At 64.9% G+C, this 21670-nt stretch carries 16 protein-coding genes and 1 other RNA gene; 8 read left to right on the top strand and 9 right to left on the bottom strand.

Annotated features, from left to right (window positions below; all coding sequences use genetic code 11):
- Nucleotides 1-16: 16 nt before the first annotated feature.
- Both AC1ZV1_RS19535 and AC1ZV1_RS19530 read right to left on the bottom strand, forming a co-directional pair.
- Nucleotides 17-1612, bottom strand: coding sequence for an MFS transporter (locus tag AC1ZV1_RS19535; RefSeq protein ID WP_484293201.1), 1596 nt, complete (start codon nucleotides 1610-1612; stop codon nucleotides 17-19).
- Between the two features lie 163 nt (nucleotides 1613-1775).
- A complete protein-coding gene (locus AC1ZV1_RS19530; RefSeq protein WP_253448310.1) occupies nucleotides 1776-2699 on the bottom strand; it encodes a LysR family transcriptional regulator in 924 nt (307 codons plus the stop codon).
- Nucleotides 2700-2863: 164 nt separating this feature from the next.
- On the opposite strand from AC1ZV1_RS19530, the gene AC1ZV1_RS19525 reads away from it, so the two are divergent.
- On the top strand, nucleotides 2864-3286 hold the full coding sequence (locus tag AC1ZV1_RS19525; RefSeq protein ID WP_484293200.1) for a universal stress protein: 423 nt from the start codon (nucleotides 2864-2866) through the stop codon (nucleotides 3284-3286).
- Nucleotides 3287-3503: 217 nt separating this feature from the next.
- Here AC1ZV1_RS19525 and guaD read toward each other — a convergent pair whose 3' ends face one another.
- The 5 genes from guaD to AC1ZV1_RS19500 all read right to left on the bottom strand — a co-directional run bounded on the left by guaD (nucleotide 3504) and on the right by AC1ZV1_RS19500 (nucleotide 11272).
- Nucleotides 3504-4808 carry a guanine deaminase gene (gene guaD, locus AC1ZV1_RS19520; RefSeq protein ID WP_484293199.1) on the bottom strand — a complete coding sequence of 435 codons (1305 nt, stop codon included), beginning with the start codon at nucleotides 4806-4808 and terminating at the stop codon, nucleotides 3504-3506.
- A gap of 83 nt (nucleotides 4809-4891) precedes the next feature.
- Nucleotides 4892-5743, bottom strand: coding sequence for a xanthine dehydrogenase accessory protein XdhC (xdhC, locus tag AC1ZV1_RS19515; RefSeq protein ID WP_484293198.1), 852 nt, complete (start codon nucleotides 5741-5743; stop codon nucleotides 4892-4894).
- 192 nt (nucleotides 5744-5935) lie between these two features.
- Nucleotides 5936-8326 (bottom strand): xanthine dehydrogenase molybdopterin binding subunit, encoded by a 2391-nt coding sequence (gene xdhB / locus AC1ZV1_RS19510; protein ID WP_484293197.1) that lies wholly within the window; start codon nucleotides 8324-8326, stop codon nucleotides 5936-5938.
- Nucleotides 8319-9782: a xanthine dehydrogenase small subunit gene (xdhA, locus tag AC1ZV1_RS19505; RefSeq protein ID WP_484293196.1), complete on the bottom strand. Its 1464-nt coding sequence runs from the start codon at nucleotides 9780-9782 to the stop codon at nucleotides 8319-8321. Before xdhA ends, xdhB begins: the two co-directional genes overlap by 8 nt.
- 353 nt (nucleotides 9783-10135) lie before the next feature.
- Nucleotides 10136-11272 carry an alkane 1-monooxygenase gene (locus AC1ZV1_RS19500; protein ID WP_484293195.1) on the bottom strand — a complete coding sequence of 379 codons (1137 nt, stop codon included), beginning with the start codon at nucleotides 11270-11272 and terminating at the stop codon, nucleotides 10136-10138.
- Nucleotides 11273-11454: 182 nt separating this feature from the next.
- Between AC1ZV1_RS19500 and AC1ZV1_RS19495 the strand changes: the two genes are divergently transcribed.
- The 6 genes from AC1ZV1_RS19495 to AC1ZV1_RS19470 all read left to right on the top strand — a co-directional run bounded on the left by AC1ZV1_RS19495 (nucleotide 11455) and on the right by AC1ZV1_RS19470 (nucleotide 20094).
- Entirely contained in the window at nucleotides 11455-12114 is a 660-nt protein-coding gene (locus tag AC1ZV1_RS19495; protein ID WP_484293194.1) for a GntR family transcriptional regulator, read from the top strand.
- Between the two features lie 36 nt (nucleotides 12115-12150).
- A complete protein-coding gene (smc, locus tag AC1ZV1_RS19490) occupies nucleotides 12151-15639 on the top strand; it encodes a chromosome segregation protein SMC (RefSeq protein WP_484293193.1) in 3489 nt (1162 codons plus the stop codon).
- Between the two features lie 299 nt (nucleotides 15640-15938).
- Nucleotides 15939-16835, top strand: a complete 897-nt coding sequence (gene zipA / locus AC1ZV1_RS19485) for a cell division protein ZipA (RefSeq protein WP_484293192.1) — start codon at nucleotides 15939-15941, stop codon at nucleotides 16833-16835.
- Nucleotides 16836-16922: 87 nt separating this feature from the next.
- Nucleotides 16923-19310 (top strand): NAD-dependent DNA ligase LigA, encoded by a 2388-nt coding sequence (gene ligA, locus AC1ZV1_RS19480; RefSeq protein ID WP_484293191.1) that lies wholly within the window; start codon nucleotides 16923-16925, stop codon nucleotides 19308-19310.
- A gap of 53 nt (nucleotides 19311-19363) precedes the next feature.
- Nucleotides 19364-19642 (top strand): HU family DNA-binding protein, encoded by a 279-nt coding sequence (locus AC1ZV1_RS19475; RefSeq protein ID WP_024763913.1) that lies wholly within the window; start codon nucleotides 19364-19366, stop codon nucleotides 19640-19642.
- Nucleotides 19643-19716: 74 nt separating this feature from the next.
- A complete protein-coding gene (locus AC1ZV1_RS19470; protein WP_484293190.1) occupies nucleotides 19717-20094 on the top strand; it encodes a hypothetical protein in 378 nt (125 codons plus the stop codon).
- Nucleotides 20095-20099: 5 nt separating this feature from the next.
- On the opposite strand, the gene AC1ZV1_RS19465 is transcribed toward AC1ZV1_RS19470, so the two are convergent.
- On the bottom strand, nucleotides 20100-20468 hold the full coding sequence (locus AC1ZV1_RS19465) for a hypothetical protein (RefSeq protein WP_484293189.1): 369 nt from the start codon (nucleotides 20466-20468) through the stop codon (nucleotides 20100-20102).
- Nucleotides 20469-20709: 241 nt separating this feature from the next.
- Here AC1ZV1_RS19465 and ffs point away from each other — a divergent pair.
- An RNA gene (ffs, locus tag AC1ZV1_RS19460) (signal recognition particle sRNA small type) lies at nucleotides 20710-20806 on the top strand.
- 59 nt (nucleotides 20807-20865) lie between these two features.
- Here ffs and AC1ZV1_RS19455 read toward each other — a convergent pair.
- Nucleotides 20866-21588 (bottom strand): substrate-binding periplasmic protein, encoded by a 723-nt coding sequence (locus AC1ZV1_RS19455; protein ID WP_484293188.1) that lies wholly within the window; start codon nucleotides 21586-21588, stop codon nucleotides 20866-20868.
- Nucleotides 21589-21670 lie beyond the last annotated feature (82 nt).

Genomic DNA, 21670 nt, shown 5'->3' with positions numbered 1-21670 from the left:
TTCATTCAGCAGAAATTCAGTTCGTGGGGACGACAGGGCGCGGCGGGTAAACCCGTAGCGGCATCAGGGGAATCAGGAGGAGCAGGGCAGCGGCCAGCCAGGACATCGCCAGCAGCGTGTCGGAGGCAGCGAGAACACCCGCCTGTCCGCGCACCTGGCCGGCCAGGCGGCCAATGTTCTCGGCGCCGCCCAGTTGCTCCAGGCGCAGGCCGAGGGCTTGCTGGGCGTTGCCCAGGTGATCGACCAGGCGGTTGGAGTGGTAGTGCTCGCGCCAGGTCATCAGGATCGACACGACGGCGCTGCCGAGCACCGCCGAGAATCCGCGCACGCTGTTGAACCAGGCCGAGGCAAACGGTCCTTCGATGGGCGCGACCACACTGGTGGCGGACATCAGCAGTGGCACGATGGCCATGGGCTGGCCGATGATCTGCAGCGCCAGCAGCCCGTAGAAGTTTTCCCGCGTCCACTCGCTGGTGAGCTGGCTCATGCCAAAGGCCGACAGGCCGCACAGGCTGATGCCGATCGCCAGCACCCAGCGGCAATCCACCCGCGGGATGTTGCACAGCGCGGCGATCAGCGGCAGGGAGATCAGTTGCGGTAGCGCCACCAGCAGCGCCATGGGCGCTGATTGCAGGGGGCGATAGCCGTGGGCCGAGGCCAGGTACGAGGCCGGCACACCGGAGCAGGCGCCGAGTACCACGAGCACGCCGGCCAGGGTGATCAGCGAGTGGGTGAAGTTGCGCCGCTTGAGGATGTCCAGGCGGTAGAACGGCAGCGGATGCGTCCATTCGTTGATGAAGAACGCCACCAGCAGCCCGGCGCCGCCGACCACCAGCAGGGTGATCAGGTCGGACTCGAACCAGTCCAGGCGCTCGCCCTGCAGCAGGCCCATCACCAGCATCAGGATGCCCGGCAGGCCGAGAGCGAGGCCCAGGTAATCGAACTGGCGCAGCCGTTCCAGGCGCAGCGGGTCCTGCGGGATGCCCCAGGCGACGGCGCCCAGTGCCACCGCGCACAGCGGGATGACCTGCCAAAATACCCACTGCCAGCCGACGAACTCGGTCCACAGCGCCGCCAGCGGCATGCCCAGGTTCGGTGCGAAGGTCGCGGTCAGCGCATAGGCACCCAGGCCGTAGAGCTTGATACCGGGTGGCAGGAAGCGCAGCGCCACGGTCATCAGCATCGGTGGCATGCAGCCGCCGGCGAAGCCCTGCAGCAGGCGCAGCAAGTACAGCGTCTCGACGTTCGGGGCGAAGGGGCAGAGCAGCGCGAGCAGGGCGAAGCAGGCGATGGCGCCGAGGGTGAAGCGGCGCAGCGAGACGGTGACCGAGAACCACGGCGCGAACGCCATGGCGGCGACCTGCGCCGCCGAATACAGGGCGAGCAGCCAGGTGCCTTCGTCGTGACCGATGGACAACGCGCCGCGCACGTCGGTCATGGCGAGGTCGGTGACCTTCTCGTTCAGGCCGGCGCTGAGGGACGCGATCAGTACGCCCACCATGCCGACCACGATGCGCAGGCCGAACGGCTGGGCAGCAGGTGGTGCGGGTCGTACCGGAGACGATGCGCCCGGTTGTGGGCGGGTGGCGGAAATCGGGGCGAGCGCGGTCATGGCCGGCCTCCACAGGGATGGCCGATGCCGCCGCCGCAGGGCGGTGGTGTGCAAGGCATAGGAATCAACTCGGGTATTTGCGACCGAGTCTAGGGAAGGGGAATAGCTGTGGAAATTGAAATGATTGCAGCTAATCAGTGCGTCAGGTGCACTGATTGTGCGTTCAGCTCAGCAGGCCGGAACTCTCGCGCAGTTCGATGCAGACGCGTTTCACCGTCTGCCGCAGCCAGCTGTGCGCCGGGTCGTTGTCGAAGCGCGGGTGCCAGGCCTGCAGGATCACCACGGATTTCAGCGGCAGCGGGATGTCGAACTGGCGCAGGGCGAAGCCCAGGCGATCCAGACGCCACAGCGAGTGCTCGGCGATGGGCAGCACCAGGTCGGATTCCAGCAGGGCGAAGATCGATGAGTGGAAGGTCGGCGCGGTGAGGCGAATTTCCCGACGCAGGCCGAGGTTCGCCAGTTCCTCGTCGATCGGTCCGATAGCCCGGCCACGCCGGGAGACGCTGATCTGCGGGAAGGAGGCAAAGCGCTCGGCGGTGATCTCGTCGTCGAAGATCGGATGGTCGCGGCGCGCCAGGCCGACAAAGCTGGTGGTGAACAGCGTCTGCGTGCGGATTTCCGGTTCCAGCGTCGAGGTGGCGCCGATGTACAGGTCGATGCGGTTCTGCCGCAGGGCTTCGTCGTCGAAGTCGGCTTCCGGGGCGATGCGCAGGCTGCAGCGCGGCGCCTCTTCCTTCATCACCGCCAGCATGCGCGAGGCGAAGCCGCCCACCAGCACGTTGTTGGAGCGCAGTACGAAGCAGCGTTCGAGCTGGTCCATGCGCAGGTTTTCCTTGGCGTTGAACAGGCGCATGGCGTGTTCCACCAGATCGCTGACTTCCTCGCGCAGTTGCAGCGCGCGGGGCGTCGGTACCAGGTTGCGGCCGGCGCGGACCATGATCGGGTCGCCCACCGCCTCGCGGATGCGCGACAGGGTGCGGCTCATCGCTGGCGGACTGAGGTGCATGCGCCGCGCGGCACCGACCACGCTGCCTTCTTCCAGCAGGATGTTGAGGGCGACCAGCAGGTTGAGATCGGGCAGGGCCATGGCGACTCCGGCAGGTTGGTGCGATGCCATTCATGTTCCGTTGCGACGGGGTCAATGGGCAAGCGTGCGTTTCATGCAATGGTCCATTACGTTTTGCGTGCCTTTACGCTCCGCGCCCTGGCCCGAAGAATGGCGGCGGATTTCGTTTCATGAAGGAGAAGGGCATGTTCAAACGGATTCTGCTGGCCATCGATGGTGCGGCGCAGTCGCCACGCATCATCGCGACTGCCGGCGAGCTGGCACGTTGCAACGGCGCGCAGGTGCACGTGGTCTGCGCTGTGGACCGCGCCTTCGCGATGCCACGCCAGGATGCGCTGGAGTATCCGCCGGCCGAGCAGGAACAGCACGAGGCACAGGCGCTGGTGGACGAGGCGGTGGCGCAGGTGCAGCCCTGCATTGCTTCCGGCGCGGTGGTTGCGGGTGATCCGGCGCGGGCGATTCTGCGCGAAGCCGAACGACTGGCGTGCGACCTGATCGTGATCGGCCATCGGCACCTGGGGCGGATCGAGCGGCTGCTGGACCCATCGGTAGGGCAGCGGGTGATCGAGCGGGCGCCCTGTCCAGTGCTGGTCGAAGTCAGGGATTAGCGGCTGGTTCTGTGCCGTGCGGTTCGCGAGCAAGCGCTGCGGGATTCCGAGGGTGCAGGCCGGTGCGGAGTTTTCCTTGTAGGAGCGCGCCAGGCCCGCGCGCCAGGCGCGCTCCTGCCGGGAGTGATTCGTGCAAGGAGCGCGCGAACTGGAATGAAAAGCGGCCCCGGCGCCGGGTTGGTCCTGAGCGAGGCCCCGGCGCCGAAGCCGTAAGGGGTCAGCCGCGGCGATGCACGTTGCGGCCGTGCGCGAAGGTTTCCTTCACGGTACGGTCGTCGCCGAGGATGACCAGTGCGAAGAGTTTCTCCTCCAGGGTTTTCGCCTGCTGCAGGCGGTAGTCCAGCAGCGGGGTGGCCTTGTAGTCGAGAACCACGAAGTCGGCCTCGTTGCCCTGGGCGAAGCTGCCGACCTTGTCGTCCAGTTCCAGTGCGCGGGCGCCGCCGAGGGTGGCCAGGTACAGCGACTTGAAGGGGTCGAGCTTGATGCCCTGCAACTGCATGACCTTGTAGGCCTCGTTCAGCGACTGCAGCTGGGAAAAGCTGGTGCCGGCGCCGACGTCGGTGCCCAGGCCGACCTTGACCTTGTGCTTTTCCAGCTTCGCCAGGTCGAACAGGCCGCTGCCGAGGAACAGGTTGGAGGTCGGGCAGAAGGCCACGGCCGAGCCGGTTTCCGCCAGGCGCTGGCACTCGCCGTCGCACAGGTGCACGCCATGGGCGAATACCGAGCGCGGGCCGAGCAGGCCGTGGTGGTCGTAGACGTCCAGGTAGCCCTTGCGCTCCGGGAACAGCGCCTTCACCCACTCGATTTCCTTGAGGTTCTCCGACAGGTGCGTGTGCAGGTAGACGCCCGGGTGCTCCTTGAGCAGGCGGCCGGCGGCATCCAGCTGTTCCGGGGTGCTGGTAGGAGCGAAGCGCGGCGTCACCGCGTAGAGCAGGCGACCCTTGCCGTGCCAGCGTTCGATCAGGGCCTTGCTGTCGGTGTAGCTGCTTTCGGCCGTATCGGTCAGGTAGTCCGGCGCATTGCGGTCCATCATCACCTTGCCGGCGATCAGGCGCAGGTCGAGCTTCCCGGCCGCTCCGAACAGCGCGTCCACCGACTGCGGGTGCACGGTGCCGAACACCAGCGCGGTGGTGGTGCCGGCGCGCAGCAGTTCCTTGAGGAAGATGCCGGCGACGTCGGCGGCGTGGGCCGGGTCGGCGAACTGCTTCTCGGTGGGGAAGGTGTAGGTGTTCAGCCAGTCCAGCAGCTGCTCGCCGTAGGAGGCGATCATGCCGGTCTGCGGGTAATGGATGTGGGTGTCGATGAAGCCGGGGGTGATCAGCGCGTCGCGGTACTCCACCACCTCCACGCCGCCCAGGTGCGGCAGCAGGTCGGCAGCGTGGCCGAGGCGGGCGACCTTGCCGCCTTCCACCAGCAGGATGCCGTCATCGAAGTACTGGTAGGACTTCTCCACACCGACGTCTGCCGGGTCGGCGACGCTGTGCAGGATGCTGGCGCGGTAGGCTTTGGCTTGAGTGCTCATCGATCTCTCTTCAGTCGTGTTTCGGGGCCGGGGCGCGCGCGGGCGCCGGGGCGGGATGGGCAGGCGCCCATGCTACGGAAATTTCAGGCGCCGCCTTCGGCGGTGCGTGCGCGGCGGCTGGTGGGTAACAGTTTGGCCACGGTGTTCTCACCCTTGCCGGTCTCCTGACCGAAGGTGGCGTTGTAGGTGGCGATCACCTCGCCGGCGATGGACACCGCGATCTCCACCGGCAGCTTGCCCTTCACCTCGCTGATGCCCATGGGGCAGCGCATGCGTTGCACGGTGTCGGCGGTGAAGCCACGGTCGCGCAAGCGGTGTTCGAACTTGGCGCGCTTGGTGTCCGAGCCGATCAGGCCGAAATAGGTGAAGTCGTTGCGCTCGAGGATCTTCGCGGTCAGCTCCAGGTCCAGCGCGTGGTTGTGGGTCATGACGATGAAGTAGCTGCCGGCGGGCATCTCGTCGATCTCGTCGATCACCTCTTCGTTGATCACGCGGGTCACGCCCTCGGGGATGTAGCCGGGAAATTCGGCCTCCCGCGAGTCGATCCAGCGCACCTTGCACGGCAGGCTGGCGAGCAGCGGGACCAGCGCGCGGCCGACGTGGCCGGCGCCGAATACGGCGATGTGCGCCTGGGGCTGGCCCATGGGTTCGAACAGCAGCACGGTGGCGCCGCCGCAGCACTGACCAAGGCTGGCGCCGAGGCTGAAGCGCTCCAGCTTCGGCTCGCGCTTGTGGCCCAGCAGCATGTCGCGGGCGATCTGTATGGCCTTGAATTCGAGATGGCCGCCGCCGATGGTGTCGTAGGCCTTGTCGGCGCTGACGACCATCTTCGAGCCGGCGTTGCGCGGCGTCGAGCCGCGTTCTTCGATGATGGTTACCAGCACGCTGGCTTCGGCGCGCTGTTGCAGGTCGGCGAGGGCACTGATCCAGTTCATGGCTTCAACCTCTGAGGCTGGGCGTTTCGTAGGAGCGAGCTTGCTCGCGAATGGACTTCCCGGCGGCTACGGCGCTGGGCGGTTCGCGAGCAAGCTCGCTCCTACAGGTTCCTGAAAGGGTGGGGCGCCGCTGGCAGGGCGGAGGACGGAAGTGGGGACGTCTGTCCCTGCCAGCGGTGCCCCATGGTCACATCAGGCCGGTTCGACCTGCACCTGGGGCTTCTCGGCCTGGGCCGCCTTCAGCTTGCGCATCTGCTCCACGCCCCAGAGCACGCGCTCGGGGGTAGCCGGGGCGTCGATCTGCGGCTGGGCGCGGTAGTCGGCCAGGCTGGCCACGGCGTCCTTGATTGCGCAGAACACCGAGATGCCCAGCATGAACGGCGGCTCGCCGACGGCCTTGGAGTGGAACACCGTCTGCTCCGGGTTCTTGCGGTTCTCCACCAGCTTCACCCGCAGGTCGATGGGCATGTCGGCGATGGCCGGGATCTTGTAGCTCGCCGGGCCGTTGGTCATCAGCTTGCCCTTGGCGTTCCAGACCAGCTCTTCCATGGTCAGCCAGCCCATGCCCTGGACGAAGCCGCCTTCCACCTGGCCGATGTCGATGGCCGGGTTCAGCGACGCGCCGACGTCATGGAGGATGTCGCTGCGCAGCATCTTGTACTCGCCGGTGAGGGTGTCGACGATCACTTCCGAGCAGGACACGCCGTAGGCGAAGTAGTAGAACGGCCGGCCGCGTGCCTGGCTGCGGTCGTAGTAAATCTTCGGCGTGCGGTAGAAACCGGTGGAGGAGAGCGACACCTGCCCGAAGTAAGCCTGCTGGATCAGTTCCTCGAAGGGCAGAATGAGGTCGCGCACGCGCACCTGGTTGTTGCGGAACTCGACGTCTTCCTCGGTCACCTTCCAGTGCTTGGCGGCGAACTCCACCAGGCGCTGCTTGAGGATCTCGGCGGCGTTCTGCGCGGCCTTGCCGTTGAGGTCGGCGCCGGAAGAGGCAGCGGTCGGCGAGGTGTTGGGCACCTTGTCGGTGTTGGTCGCGGTGATCTGCACGCGGTCGATGTCGACCTGGAAGACCTCGGCGACGACCTGGGCGACCTTGGTGTTCAGGCCCTGGCCCATTTCGGTGCCACCGTGGTTCAGGTGGATGCTGCCGTCGGTGTAGATGTGGATCAGCGCGCCGGCCTGGTTGAGGAAGGTGGCGGTAAAACTGATGCCGAACTTCACCGGGGTCAGAGACAGCCCCTTCTTCAGCACCGGGCTGCTGGCGTTGAACGCGCGAATCTCGGCGCGACGCTTGGCGTACTCGGCGCTGGCTTCCAGTTCCTCGGTCATTTCCTGCAGCAGGTTGTGTTCCACCTGCTGGTAGTAGTGGGTGACGTTGCGCTCGTCCTTGCCGTAGTAGTTGCGCTTGCGGACCTCCAGCGGGTCCTTGCCGAGGTGGCGCGCGACCGCGTCCATGATCTCCTCGATGGCGACCATGCCCTGCGGGCCGCCGAAGCCGCGGTAGGCGGTGTTCGAGGCGGTGTTGGTCTTGCAGCGGTGACCGTTCACCGTGGCGTTGCCGAGGAAGTAGGCGTTGTCGGAGTGGAACATCGCACGATCGACGATCGAGCCGGAGAGGTCTGGCGAGTAGCCGCAATTGCCGGCCAGCTCGATGTTGATGCCGTGCAGCAGGCCGTCGTCCTCGAAGCCCACGTCGTACTCGACATAGAAGGGGTGGCGCTTGCCGGTCATCTGCATGTCTTCGACGCGCGGCAGGCGCATCTTCGCCGGGCGGCCGGTGAGACGCGCGATCACCGCGCACAGGCATGCCGGGGCGGCTGCCTGGGTTTCCTTGCCGCCGAAGCCGCCGCCCATGCGGCGCATGTCGATGACCACCTTGTTGAAGGAGATCCCCAGCACCTCGGCCACCAGCTTCTGCACTTCGGTGGGGTTCTGCGTCGACGTGTAGACAATCACGCCACCGTCTTCGGTGGGCATCACCGAGGAAATCTGCGTTTCCAGGTAGAAGTGTTCCTGGCCGCCGATGTGCAGGGTGCCTTGGATGCGATTCGGCGCGGTGGCGAGCTTCGCCTCGGAGTCGCCGATTTTGTGCTGGTGGCTGTCGAGCACGAAGTGCTTCTTGCGCAGCGCTTCGACCACGTCGAGCACCGGCTCCAGGTCCTCGTATTCGATGATCGCAGCCATGGCCGCCTTGCGCGCGGTTTCCAGGCTGTCGGCAGCGACGGCGATGACCATCTGGCCGACGTACTCGACCTTGCCGTCGGCCAGCAGCGGGTCACCCGCAACCACCGGGCCGATGTCCAGCTGGCCGGGCACGTCGTCCCTGGTGATGGCGATGGCGACGCCGGGGAACTGGTAGCAGGGGCTCACGTCCAGCCGGGTGATGCGTGCGTGGGCGCGGTCGCTCATGCGGGCATAGACGTGCAGCTGGTTGGGAAACTCCAGGCGGTCGTCGATGTAGATCGCTTCGCCGCTGACATGCTTGGGCGCGCTCTCGTGCTTGACGCTGCGGCCCACGCCGGTGGTGAGGTCGGCGCGGAACAGCGCGGTGAGTTCTTCCTGGCTCTTCTGGGGCTTATGCATAGTGGGTCACCCGGGTCACGGCCTGAGGAGCTTCCAGTTCCAGGAAGCATTTGCGCAGCAGGTTCTGCGCGGTGAGCAGGCGGTATTCCTTGCTCGCACGGAAGTCGGTGAGCGGGGCAAAGTCCTCGCTCAGTGCCAGCGCGGCGCGTTCGAAGGTGGCGCTGTTGAAGGTCTGGCCGAGCAGCGCCGCCTCGCAGGCAGCGGCGCGTTTCGGAATGGCGGCCATGCCGCCGAAGCCAGTGCGTACGGCAGTGATCGTGCAGTTCTCCACCGTCAGGCTGAAAGCCGCGCAGACAGCGGAGATGTCGTCGTCCAGGCGCTTGGAGACCTTGTAGGCGCGGAACGCCTGGCCGGGCTGCGGACGCGGAATGATCACCTGCTCGATGAACTCGCCTTCCTGACGTGCGGTGACCTTGTAGTCGATGAAGTAGTCGTCGATGCGCAGTTCGCGGCGCGCGTTGCCTTTGCGCAGCACCAGGCGCGCGCCGAGGGCGATCAGCAGCGGCGGCGAATCGCCGATGGGGGATGCGTTGCCGATGTTGCCGCCCAGGGTGCCCTGGTTGCGGATCTGCAGCGAGGCGAAGCGGTGCAGCAGTTCGCCGAAGTCCGGGTAGTCGCGGGAGAGTGCTTCGTAGCAGTCGGTCAGCGGAGTCGCCGCGCCGATCTCGATGCGGTCGTTGAAGACCTCGACGCGCTTCATTTCCTCGACGTGACCGACGTAGATCATCACCGGCAGTTCACGGTGGAACTGGGTGACTTCCAGGGCCAGGTCGGTGCCGCCGGCGAGCAGGCGTGCCTGTGGGTTGGCGGTGTAGATATCGGCCAGGTCGGCGATGGTCAGCGGCAGCAGGCAGCGCTTGTCGCCGCTGTTCAGCTCGGCGGTTTCGCTGGGCGCGATGGCTTTCAGCTGGGCGATGATCTCGGGTTGGGCGACGTCGAACTGGTCAGGCTGCTTCTGGCAGCAGGATTGCTCGGCGGCATCGAGGATCGGGCGGTAGCCAGTGCAGCGGCACAGGTTGCCGGCCAGCGCTTCGTGGGCCTCGGCCTTGCGCTCTTCAGCGGTTTCGCCTGCCGTGTTCTTCTGCAGGGCGAACAGCGACATGACGAAGCCTGGGGTGCAGAAGCCGCACTGCGAGCCGTGGCAGTCGACCATGGCCTGCTGCACGCCGTGCAGTTCGCCGCGGTGCTTGAGGTCGTCGACGCTGATCAGCTGCTTGCCGTGCAGCGACGAGACGAAGGTGAGGCAGGAGTTGAGGGTGCGATAGCGGATGCGCTCGGCGCCTTCCTCACCCACCAGCTCGCCGACCACCACGGTGCAGGCGCCGCAGTCACCGGAGGCGCAACCCTCCTTGGTGCCGGTCTTGCCCAGGGTCTGGCGCAGGTAGTTGAGCACGGTGAGATTGGGATCGAGGCGGTCTTCGACGCGCAGCTCGCGATTGAGCAGGAACCTGATCAAGGCTTGCCTCCAGGCTGATTCTTGTTTTTGGTTGGGCACTGGATGGCGAATTTATGGAAAGCTGACTTTTGAGTCAATAAATTTTCTGTCTCATTGGTCAGAAAGTTTTTCCGAAGGTGATAAATGGTCTTGGAAAGGTGTAGAGGCGCGCCGTGCGCGTGATATGGCAAGGAAGTGCCCGGTAGGATGGGTGGAGCCTAAGCGATACCCGTGCTGTCGCCGAGCGAGACTGGATGGGTATCGCTGCGCTCCACGCCATCTAGGAGAGCGCAGCGCAGTCGCGACCAGGCGGCAGAAAGAAAAAAGGCGGCAAGCCGGGGTAGGGCTTGCCGCCAAGGCGTGGAACTCGTCTATCAGGCTTGTTGGGTAGCGCTCAGTTGGTATTCCTCGCCGGCGTAGTAGGCGCGCACCCGGCGGTCCATCACGGCGCGCCAGAGCGGCGGGAACAGCGCGAGGACGATCATGCCGGCATAGCCATTGGGCAATTGCGGGCTTTCGTCGAAGTGCCGCAGCACCTGATAGCGGCGCTTGGCATTGGCGTGGTGGTCGGAATGGCGCTGCAGGTGGAAGAGGAACAGGTTGGTCAGCAGGAAGTTGCTGTTCCAGGAATGCTCGTGAGTGGTCCGCTCGTAGCGTCCGGTGTCCAGGCGGCGACGGTGCAGACCGTAGTGTTCGACGTAGTTGACGATCTCCAGCAGGGTGAAGGCCATCACCGACTGGCCGATGAAATACACCGCGCCGATCCAGCCGAAGGCGACGCTGAAGCCGACCAGGAACAGCGCGCTGATCACGTACCACCAGATCAGCTCGTTGCGCCAGTGCAGTGCGGGCAGGCCCTTGCGCTTGAGGCGTTCGCTCTCCAGCTTCCAGGCGTTGAGGAAGTTGTGCTTGTAGGCGTGGGGCAGGAAAGCGTACAGGCTTTGGCCGTAGCGCGAGGATGAGGCATCTTCCGGCGTGGAGACATGCACATGGTGACCGCGCACGTGTTCCACCTTGAAGCCTGCGTAGCAGACGGCCGCCAGCAGCAGCCCGCCGGCGTTCTGCTCCAGCTGTGGGTCCTTGTGGATCAGCTCGTGGGACACGGTGATGCCAATGGCGCCCATGACGGTGCCCACCGAAAGAATCCAGCCGAGCTGGCCAACCCAGTTCCAGGCCTCATAGCTGGCCAGCACCCAGCCACCGTAAGCCAGCATGCCCAACAGCAGCGGCACGGTCAGCAGGCTGAGGAATCGGTAGTACCCCTCGCGCTCCATGGGTGGGACTTCCTCGATCTCGTCGGGGTTGGCCTGATCGCGGCCGACCACGAAGTCCAGCAGCGGGATCACCCCGAAGACCACCGTGATCACCAGCCAGGGCCACGCATTGGGGTATTCGCTACCGAAGGACCACCAGTAGCTGACGGGAATCCCGAAAACGGGAACCAGCCAGATCCAGTAGCCGGCTTTCTTGAGACGCAACATCCAGGCAGGGGAAAGGAACAAGGCGAACATGGACGACTCCCGAGACGTCTCTTGTGTAGGATTGTCAGACAATCCTGCGCCAGTTCCGCCTGGTGGACGCACCAACCTTTGTTCTGTCGTCTCTCCTGGGCGGGAGATTGCGCGGTAACACCCTGTGTTACACTTCGCGTCCGCAACACCCCCTCGAAAGCGCCCGATTCTTAAGGACAACCATGACGTTCAAGGCCCCGGACAGCCTGGCTGAGCAGATCGCGCATCACCTTGCCGAACGCATCATCCGGGGCGAACTCAAGGAACGCGAGCGCATCCAGGAGCAGAAGGTCACCCAGACCCTCAACGTCAGCCGCGGCTCGGTCCGCGAAGCGCTGCTGATCCTCGAACGCCGCCACCTTGTTGTCATCCTGCCGCGCCGCGGTGCGCAGGTGTCCGAATTGTCCGCCGCGCATGTCGAAAGCCTTTATTCGCTGGTGATGGAGTTGTACATCATGCTCGCCAGCAGCGTCGCCCGGACCTGGCGCGAGGACGCCGAACTGGCGCCTTTCATGGCGATCCAGCAGCGTCTGCTGGATAACCTCGAGCGCGGCGATATCAACGCCTTCGTCGAGTCCAGCTTCGACATCATGCGTGCCGCCTTCCCGTTCGCCGCCAATCCCTACCTGCAGGAGACCGTCGAAAACCTCCTGCCGGCCATCAGTCGCACCTATCATCTGGCCCTGGAGCGCCGCAAAGGCGAGATGAGCCAATTCATCGGCAGCTTCGAAAGCCTGCTGCGCGCAGTGGTGGGACGCGACGAGGCGGGCATCCGCGAGGTCCTGCTCGACTACGGTCGGCATAACAGCCAACTGGTCCTGGCCGCACTGGCTGAACGATAAGCTCTCAATAAGAGACAGAAAGGGGGAAGAGGGCGCATGCGGCTCAAGTGCATCAAGCTGGCGGGCTTCAAGTCCTTCGTCGACCCGACGACGGTCAATTTCCCGAGCAACATGGCGGCGGTGGTCGGCCCGAACGGTTGCGGCAAGTCCAACATCATCGACGCCGTTCGCTGGGTGATGGGCGAGAGTTCGGCGAAGAACCTCCGTGGCGAGTCGATGACCGACGTCATCTTCAACGGCTCCAACACGCGCAAACCGGTGACCCAGGCGTCCATCGAACTGGTCTTCGACAATTCCGACCAGACCCTGCTAGGCGAGTACGCCAGCTACGCCGAGATTTCCATCCGCCGTCGCGTGACCCGCGACGGGCAGAACACCTACTTCCTCAACGGCACCAAGTGCCGCCGCCGCGACATCACCGACATCTTCCTCGGCACCGGCCTCGGGCCGCGCAGCTACTCGATCATCGAGCAGGGCATGATCTCCAAGCTGATCGAAGCCAAGCCCGAGGATCTGCGCAACTTCATCGAGGAAGCCGCCGGCATCTCCAAGTACAAGGAGCGCCGCCGCGAGACCGAGAACCGAATCCGCCGCACCCAGGAAAACCTTGCGCGTCTCACCGACCTGCGCGAAGAACTGGAACGCCAGCTAGAACGCCTGCACCGCCAGGCCCAGTCGGCGGAGAAGTACCAGGAATTCAAGGCCGAGGAACGCACCCTCAAGGCCCAGCTCGGCGCCCTGCGCTGGCGCGACCTGAACGAGCAGGTCGGGCAGAAGGAAAAGGTGATCGGCGACCAGGAAGTGGCCTTCGAGGCGTTGGTGGCAGAGCAGCGCAGTGCCGACGCCAGCATCGAACGCCTGCGGGACGGCCACCACGAGCTGTCGGAAACCTTCAACCAGGTACAGGGCCGCTTCTATTCCGTGGGCGGCGACATCGCCCGCGTCGAGCAGAGCATCCAGCACGGCCAGCAGCGCCTGCGCCAGTTGCAGGATGATCTGCGCGAGGCGGAGAAATCCCGCCAGGAAACCGAATCCCACCTGGGCCACGACCGCACCTTGCTCGCCACCCTGGGCGAGGAGCTCGAGCGCCTGGCCCCGGAACAGGAAATCAGCGCCGCCGCCGCCGAGGAAGCCACCGTCGGCCTGGAAGATGCCGAGCAGCGCATGCACGACTGGCAGCAACGCTGGGACGCCTTCAACCAGCAGAGCGCCGAGCCGCGCCGCGAGGCGGAAGTGCAGCAGTCGCGCATCCAGCACCTGGAGCAGAGCCTGGAGCGCCAGGGCGAACGCCAGCGCCGCCTGAACGACGAGCGTACGCAACTGGCCGCCGACCCGGAAGATGCCGCGATCCTCGAACTGGGCGAGCAGGTCGCTGCGATCGAGTTGCTGCTGGAAGAGTCGCAGCTCGAAGAACAGGAACTGGCCGAGCGCCTGGAGCGCGTGCGCCAGTCCCTGCAGGAAAGCACCGCCGCGCAGCACCAGGCGCAGGGCGAGTTGCAGCGCCTGAATGGCCGCATCGCCTCGCTGGAAGCTCTGCAGCAGGCCGCGCTCGATCCGGGCGACGGCACCGCGCACTGGCTGCGCCAGCAGGGCCTGGAGCAGCGCCCGCGCTTGGCCGAGGGCCTGCGCGTGCAGCCGGGTTGGGAGCTGGCGGTGGAAACCGTGCTTGGCGCCGATCTGCACGGTGTACTGCTGGACGACGTGAAGGGATTGCCATTCGACGCGCTGGAAAAGGGCGAACTGCGTCTGCTGGATCTGGCCGCCGGCGCCGTTTCCCGCCCCGGCAGTCTGCTGGATAAAGTCGAGACCGATGTCGATCTGAGCTACTGGCTGGGCCGCGTACGCCCGGTGGAAACCCTGGAGCAGGCGCTGGCCCAGCGTGCTGCGTTGGGTGACGGCGAAAGCCTGATCAGCCGCGACGGCTACTGGGTCGGCCGCAACTTCCTGCGCGTGCGTCGTGGCGAATCCGCCGACGGCGGCGTGCTGGCGCGAGGCCAGGAGCTGGAGCGCCTGTATGTCGAACGCGAAACGCTGGAGCAGCGCCTCGCCGACATCGACGAACAACTGGTGCGCCTGCGCGACGAACAGCGCCAGGCCGAAGAGGGCCGCGACCAGGTGCGTCGCCGCCTGCAGGACGAAGGCCGTCGTCAGGGCGAGCTAAAGGCGCAGTTGTCGGCGCAGCAGGCCAAGGTCGAGCAGCTGACCCTGCGCCGCCGTCGTCTGGATGAGGAGCTGGCCGAACTGGCCGAACAGCACGCCATCGAGCAGGAGCACCTGGGCGAAGCCCGTGTGAGCCTGCAGGAAGCGCTGGACGCCATGGCGGTCGACACCGAGCGCCGCGAATCACTGCTGGCCGAACGTGACGGCATGCGCGAAAAGCTCGACCGCATTCGCCAGGAATCGCGCCAGCACAAGGATCATGCCCATCAGTTGGCCGTGCGCGTCGGTTCCCTGCGTGCCCAGCACGAATCCACCCGCCAGGCGCTGGAGCGTCTGGACGGCCAGGCGGTGCGTCTGGTCGAGCGCTGCGAGCAGCTCAACCTCAACCTGGAGGAGGGCGCCGCGCCGCTGGAAGAGCTGCGCATGCGCCTGGAAGAGCTGCTTGATCGGCGCATGGCGGTGGAGGATGAGCTCAAGCATGCGCGCCTGGCGCTGGAAGACGCCGACCGCCAGCTGCGCGACGCCGAGAAGCGCCGCACCCAGGCCGAGCAGCAGTCGCAACTGCTGCGCGGCCAGCTGGAGCAGCAGCGCATGGAATGGCAGGCCCTGAACGTGCGGCGCAAGTCGCTGCAGGAACAGCTCCACGAGGACGGCTACGACCTGCATGGCGTGCTGGGCACCTTGCCCCACGATGCTGCCGAGAGAGTCTGGGAAACCCGTCTGGAAGAGCTGGCGGCGCGCATTGGTCGTCTGGGCCCGATCAACCTCGCGGCGATCGAGGAATACCAGCAGCAATCCGAGCGCAAACGCTACCTGGACGACCAGAACGACGACCTGGTGGAAGCGCTGGATACCCTGGAAAATGTCATCCGCAAGATCGACAAGGAAACGCGCAACCGCTTCAAGGAAACCTTCGACCAGATCAATGCTGGCCTTCAGGCATTGTTTCCCAAGGTTTTCGGTGGCGGTCACGCCTATCTGGAACTTACCGGCGAGGATCTACTCGATACCGGGGTGGCGATCATGGCGAGGCCGCCGGGCAAGAAGAACAGCACCATCCATCTTCTGTCCGGTGGCGAGAAGGCCCTGACCGCTCTGGCGCTGGTGTTTGCGATCTTCCAGCTGAATCCGGCACCGTTCTGCATGCTCGACGAAGTGGATGCGCCGCTGGACGATGCCAACGTCGGTCGTTATGCGCGGCTGGTGAAGGAAATGTCGGAAAAAGTGCAGTTCATCTATATCACCCACAACAAGATCGCCATGGAGATGGCCGATCAATTGATGGGGGTGACCATGCACGAACCGGGTTGTTCGCGTCTGGTGGCGGTGGATGTGGAAGAGGCTGTTGCGCTGGCGGAAGCCTGATCTTGCAAGTGAACTTGAGCTATGCTGGCAAGATGCCGCGTAACAAGTCTAAGGTATTGATTTGATTGGGGTAGAATTCGCTTTGCAGGTGCCGGTGGCGACAGCTATGAAAAGTTGCAAAGAGTGCGGCGGAGCGTCGCCTCAGGCAGTGTAAAGTTATGTGAGAGCGTGTTAGCTTAACGCCCACTTTTGTATCGCGTGGAAAACATCAGTCAGAACATGAAGTTGGCTCCACGTTTTCAAGGGATAGGACGTCCTTTTTTTCATTATCATTTTTTGTTCAGGGGCTACGGGATTAGATGGATATCGGTCTGCGCGAATGGCTGATCGTCATTGGGCTTATCGTGATCGCCGGCATTCTGTTCGACGGCTGGCGTCGTATGCGGGGCGGCAAGGGCAAGTTGCGTTTCAAGCTGGATCGCCAGTTTGCCAACCAGCCCGATGACGGGGATGAAACGAACCCTGAACTGCTCGGGCCTTCCCGCGTGGTCGAGCACCGCGAGCCGGAGCTGGACGAGGAAGACCTGCCCAAGCTCAGCGCCAAGGAGTCGCGCGGCAAGCGCCGTGGCGAACCGCGCCAGGGCGACCTGAACCTGGACGACCCGGCCCCGAACCTGCTCGGTCCGCTGGACGAAGAGGATTTTCCCAACCCGCTGGACGAGCCCGCGCAGGAAAAGGAAAAGCCCAGGAAAGACCGCAAGAAGGACAAGGAGCGTGCCGCTCCCGCGGCGGCCGCTGCGACGTCGTCCGCGCCTCAGGCTCCGGTCGAGGAAGTGCTGATCATCAACGTCATCAGCCGGGACGAAAACGGTTTCAAGGGCCCGGCGCTGCTGCAGAACATCCTCGAAAGCGGCCTGCGCTACGGCGAGATGGACATCTTCCACCGCCACGAAAGCATGGCCGGCAACGGCGAAGTGCTGTTCTCCATGGCCAACGCGGTCAAGCCGGGCACCTTCGATCTGGACAACATCGACCAGTTCAGCACCCGCGCCGTGAGCTTCTTCCTCGGCCTGCCGGGCCCGCGCCATCCCAAGCAGGCGTTCGACGTGATGATCGCCGCCGCCCGCAAGCTGGCCCAGGAGCTCAACGGCGAGCTGAAGGACGAGCAGCGCAGCGTGATGACCGCGCAGACCATCGAGCACTACCGTCAGCGCATCATCGACTTCGAGCGACGCGCCCTGACCCAGAAGCGCTAAGCTTTCCGCACGCTGCACAGAAGCCCCAAGCGAACCTTGGGGCTTCGTATTTCTACCTCAAGCAGAAAAGCCGCCCGAGATTCCCGCATGACCGATTCCCAGAACGCTGCCGAACGCATTGCCCAACTGCGCAGCGAACTCGACGACCACAACTATCGCTACTACGTGCTCGACGAGCCGAGCGTGCCGGACGCCGAGTACGACCGCCTGTTCCGCGAGCTGAAGGCGCTGGAGACCGAGCATCCCGAGCTGATCACGCCCGAGTCTCCGACCCAGCGCGTCGGCGGCGCAGCGGCTTCCGCATTCGGCGAGGTGCGCCATGAAGTGCCGATGCTCAGCCTGGGCAACGCCTTCGAGGAGCAGGATCTCAATGACTTCGATCGCCGCGTGCGCGAAGGCCTGGCGGACCAGTTGCCCGCTTCCGACCTGTTCGGCGGTGGCGCCGAGGTGGAGTACAGCTGCGAACCCAAGCTCGATGGCCTGGCGGTCAGCCTGCTGTACGAGAACGGCGTGCTGACCCGTGGCGCGACGCGCGGCGACGGCACTACCGGCGAAGACATCAGCGTCAATGTGCGCACCATTCGCAATGTGCCGCTGCGCCTGAAGGGCGAGGGCTGGCCGGCGGTTCTGGAAGTGCGGGGCGAGGTCTTCATGTCCAAGGCCGGATTCGAAGCGCTCAACGAGCGGCAGATGGCAGCGGGTGGCAAGACTTTCGCCAACCCGCGCAACGCCGCCGCCGGGAGCCTGCGCCAACTGGATTCGAAGATCACCGCCAGCCGTCCGCTGGAGTTCTGCTGTTATGGGTTTGGTCGCGTCGAGGGGGGCGCGTTGCCGGGTACCCAGGTTGATATCCTCGAGGCCTTGAAGGGCTGGGGCATCCCGATCAGTCGCGAGCTGAAACTGGCTAGGGGTGTCGACGGTTGCCGCGCCTATTACGAAGATATCGGTGCCCGCCGCGACAGTCTTGCGTACGAGATCGACGGCGTGGTGTTCAAGGTCAACCGCATCGACTTCCAGCGTGAGCTGGGCTTCCGTGCTCGCGAGCCGCGCTGGGCCATTGCTCATAAATTCCCGGCGCGCGAAGAGCTCACCGAACTGCTCGATGTGGAATTCCAGGTTGGCCGTACCGGCGCAGTGACGCCCGTGGCACGTCTGAAGCCCGTCCAGGTGGCGGGCGTGACCGTGTCCAACGCCACCCTGCACAACATGGACGAGGTCGCTCGCCTGGGCCTGATGATTGGCGATACCGTGGTCATCCGTCGTGCCGGCGATGTGATTCCGCAGGTGATGCAGGTCGTGACCGAGCGGCGTCCTGCCGATGCGCGCCCGGTGGAAATTCCCACCCAGTGCCCGGTATGCGGTTCGCAGGTCGAGCGCACCCAGCTGGTCAAGCGCAGCAAGGGCAAGGAGTCGGTCAGCGAAGGCGCCATCTATCGTTGCGTTGGCCGACTGTTCTGCCAGGCGCAGCTCAAGCAGGCGATCATCCACTTCGTCTCGCGCCGTGCCATGGACATCGATGGTCTCGGCGACAAGATCGTCGAGCAACTGGTGGGCAAGGGCCTGGTGAAGTCGCCGGCGGACCTCTACACCCTGACCTTCGAGCAGGTCATCGAGCTGGAGGGCTTCGCCGACGTGTCCACGCGCAATCTGCTCGCCGCGATTGCCGACAGCCGCAAGCCGGCGCTGGCTCGCTTCGTCTTCGCCCTGGGTATCCCGGACGTGGGCGAGGAGACCGCCAAGTTGCTGGCCCGCTCCCTGGGCTCCCTGGCGCGCATCCAGAAGGCGCTGCCGGAAGTGCTGACCTACCTGCCGGATGTCGGTGGCGAGGTTGCCTACGAGATCCACAATTTCTTTGGCGACGAACACAACCGCGAGGTCATCGCCCAGTTGCTGGAGCGCGGCATCGAGCTGCAGGACGAGGGTGAGGTGTCCGCAGAGTTCGCGGCCGTCGCCACGCTGGCGGGCTTCATCGACAAGCTGAACATTCCCTTCATCGCCGCCACCGGCGCCGAGAAGCTGGCGGACCGTACGGGCAGCCTCGACTCGCTCATCGCCCTGAGCCAGGACTGGCTGGACCTCAGCACCCTGAAAGGGGTGAACGAGAAGGCCAGGCAGTCGGTGCGCGAGTATTTCGCCGACGCTGCCCGTGTCGAGCGTGCCAAGGCCGTCGAGGCGCAACTGGCGGAGTTCGGCATGCACTGGCGCAGCGAGCGCAAGGTGGTCGAAGGTCTGCCGCTGGCCGGCCAGACCTGGGTGCTGACCGGTACCCTGGAAGCCATGAGCCGCGATGTCGCCAAGGAAAAACTCGAAAGCCTGGGCGCCAAGGTGGCTGGCTCCGTCTCTGCCAAGACCCATTGTGTCGTCGCAGGACCCGGAGCCGGTTCGAAATTGGCCAAGGCCCAGGAACTCGGCGTCGCCGTAATGGACGAAGAGCAGCTGATCACGCTGCTGGCCGACCATGGCATCGGCGCCTGACACGCCTTTCTTTCGATCAAAGAATCAAGATCAACGCATCAAGGAGTCATTCCATGCCCATGACCAAGGACCAACTGGTTCGCGACATCGCCGAATCCCTCGACCTGACCCAGGCCGCCGTGCGCGGCGTGTTCGAGCAACTGGCGCAGATCGCCCAGGACGCCCTGGAGAACGACGGTGAGCTGACCCTGCCGGGAATCGGCAAGCTCAAGGTCAGCGAGCGCGCCGCTCGTACCGGCCGTAACCCGCAGACCGGCAAGACCATCGAGATCGCCGCGAAGAAGGCGGTGCGCCTGGTGCCTGCCAAGGCCCTGGTCGACAGCCTGAACTGATCGGTCGGCCCGTTCCGCTTCAGCGTTGCGCTGCGATGCAGGGTGGGGCGGGCTATCCGTGAGCGGAGAGTCAGATGAGCAAGGCAAGAAAGCAGCGCCTGATGGGCGTGGCGGCGCTGGTACTGCTGTTCGGGGCCTACGTGGCCTGGACCGAGCGCCCGCAGATCGTCCTTCACTACGAAGGCGTGGGTGGCCCGGCGGTGAGCTACAGCTTCAAGGAAAACGGTGAGGAGACCCTCGCGGGCGATATCAAGCCGGGCGAGGCACGTGCCTTCCCGCTGCGCCTGCTGCGCTCGGGCGAATACCGCGTCGCCTTCCAGTTCCACCAGGGTGCGGAGCGCTACTCCACCTTCAGCACCCGTCCGGGCTACAGCAAGATGGACCTGTTCATCGGGCCGAACCTGGAAGTCTCCACCCAGCCACGGCCCGAAGGGATGTTCCAGGCGCAATAAGCCGGTTACAGGTACTCGGCCACCAGCACCACATTGCGCTGGCCTGCGGCGGCGCCACCCGTGGTGATCGCGCGGATCATGCTGTCGGTGTCGCCGGTGGTCGTGATGCCCTTGCCCAGGGGCTTGCCGTGGGCATCGGTGAGCCGGTAGGTCACGCTGGGTGTCGCGCTGTGCGGCTCGTTCAGTGTCATCTGCATGGGCTGCCGACAGCCATTCAGCTGCACATGCGCACTGCGGGCAGTCATGTCGGTCAGCTCGACCTGGCAGGTCGGCTCGACCACGGCGCCGCTGAAGTGAATGATGCCGTCGTAGGCCATCAGCGGGGCTGAGAAGAGCAGGGCAACGAGAGTAGTGGATCGCAGTGCAACGGACATGCTGGCATTCCTCGCTCGGTCATGACCCGTCTTTTACCGACGGGTTCTCCCTAAGCGTCGGCGCGACTGGAATTTTCTGAATGGCTTTCAGGATGATTCTTTCGAAGAGTCATCATTTTCGTGATTGGCATCAGGAATTGCTTGAAGGGCGCCGCTAAGTGCTTGAAGTACTTGTAACTTGCGCTCAAGCCGCTACAATGGCGCGGCTCGCTGATCTGGCGAGCTCTCGTGATGGTGGCCCTGTCGGTCCCCCCGCAACGATTACTCGCTTACCTGGTCAGGTCCGGAAGGAAGCAGCCAAGGCGGGGACATTGTGTGCCGGGGTGTGGCTGGCGGGGCCGCCTCCATTTCGGGGCCAGGAAAATCCATCGCCCCACCTGTCGATGCAGCTGTCGCCTCAGCGATAGTGATCCAGGATCTGCTCGATCTTCCCTGACGCCTTGATCTTCGCCAGCACCGAAAGCACCTCGTCGGCGAGGACTTCGGGCGTGTCCAGCACCATGCACGATAACGGCGTCTCATCGATCACGCTGGCGATTCTCAGGCGTTCCGCCTCCGGCAATTCACGATTGAACCAGTTCAGGGCGAACTCGCTGCTGATCGCATACTGGTAGCGGCCGATGCGCAGTTTCTTTAGCACCAGTTCCTGATTGCGTGCGTCGTCGCGGGCCAGCCAATGGCTGTCCAGCAGTGGTTGCAGGCGCGGGTAGTGGTAGCCCAGCACGGTGCCGACGGATTGGCTGGGAAGGGTTTCCAGCCGGTCGGCCGGAGCATCGCGGACCACCAGCAGATCGCGCTGCACCATCAGCGGTGCCGTCCACCGGTAGTCCGTGAACTCGTGCTCGATCCAGGTGCGCGAGACATAGCAACGCACGTCCACGGAATGAGTGAGCAGGGCCTGCTCGATGCGGGCCCGAGGCACGATGTGGAAGGCCGCCGGGCGGCCCAGTTCGTGGGCTGTCTCGTTGAACAGCTCGAACATGATGCCGCCGGTCAGTTCGCCATTCTCGATCTGCGCCAGCGGCATCGCCCAACTGTCGACCACCGAGAAGCGCAGGGGACGGTCGTCGGCCTGGGCGAGGGTGGCGGTCAGCAGCAGGGCGGTAGCAAGGAAGCGCATCAAGGCTCCGTTGATGGCAGAACGACGACACAATGCCGTGTAGCCCGGCCCTTGCCAAGATGCGACAGCGACCGGTGCGGAC

The sequence above is a fragment of the Pseudomonas sp. BB438 genome (genome assembly GCF_057180225.1).
The sequence above is the reverse complement of the archived record's forward strand: the minus strand, read 5'-3'. Positions and strand labels throughout refer to the sequence as shown.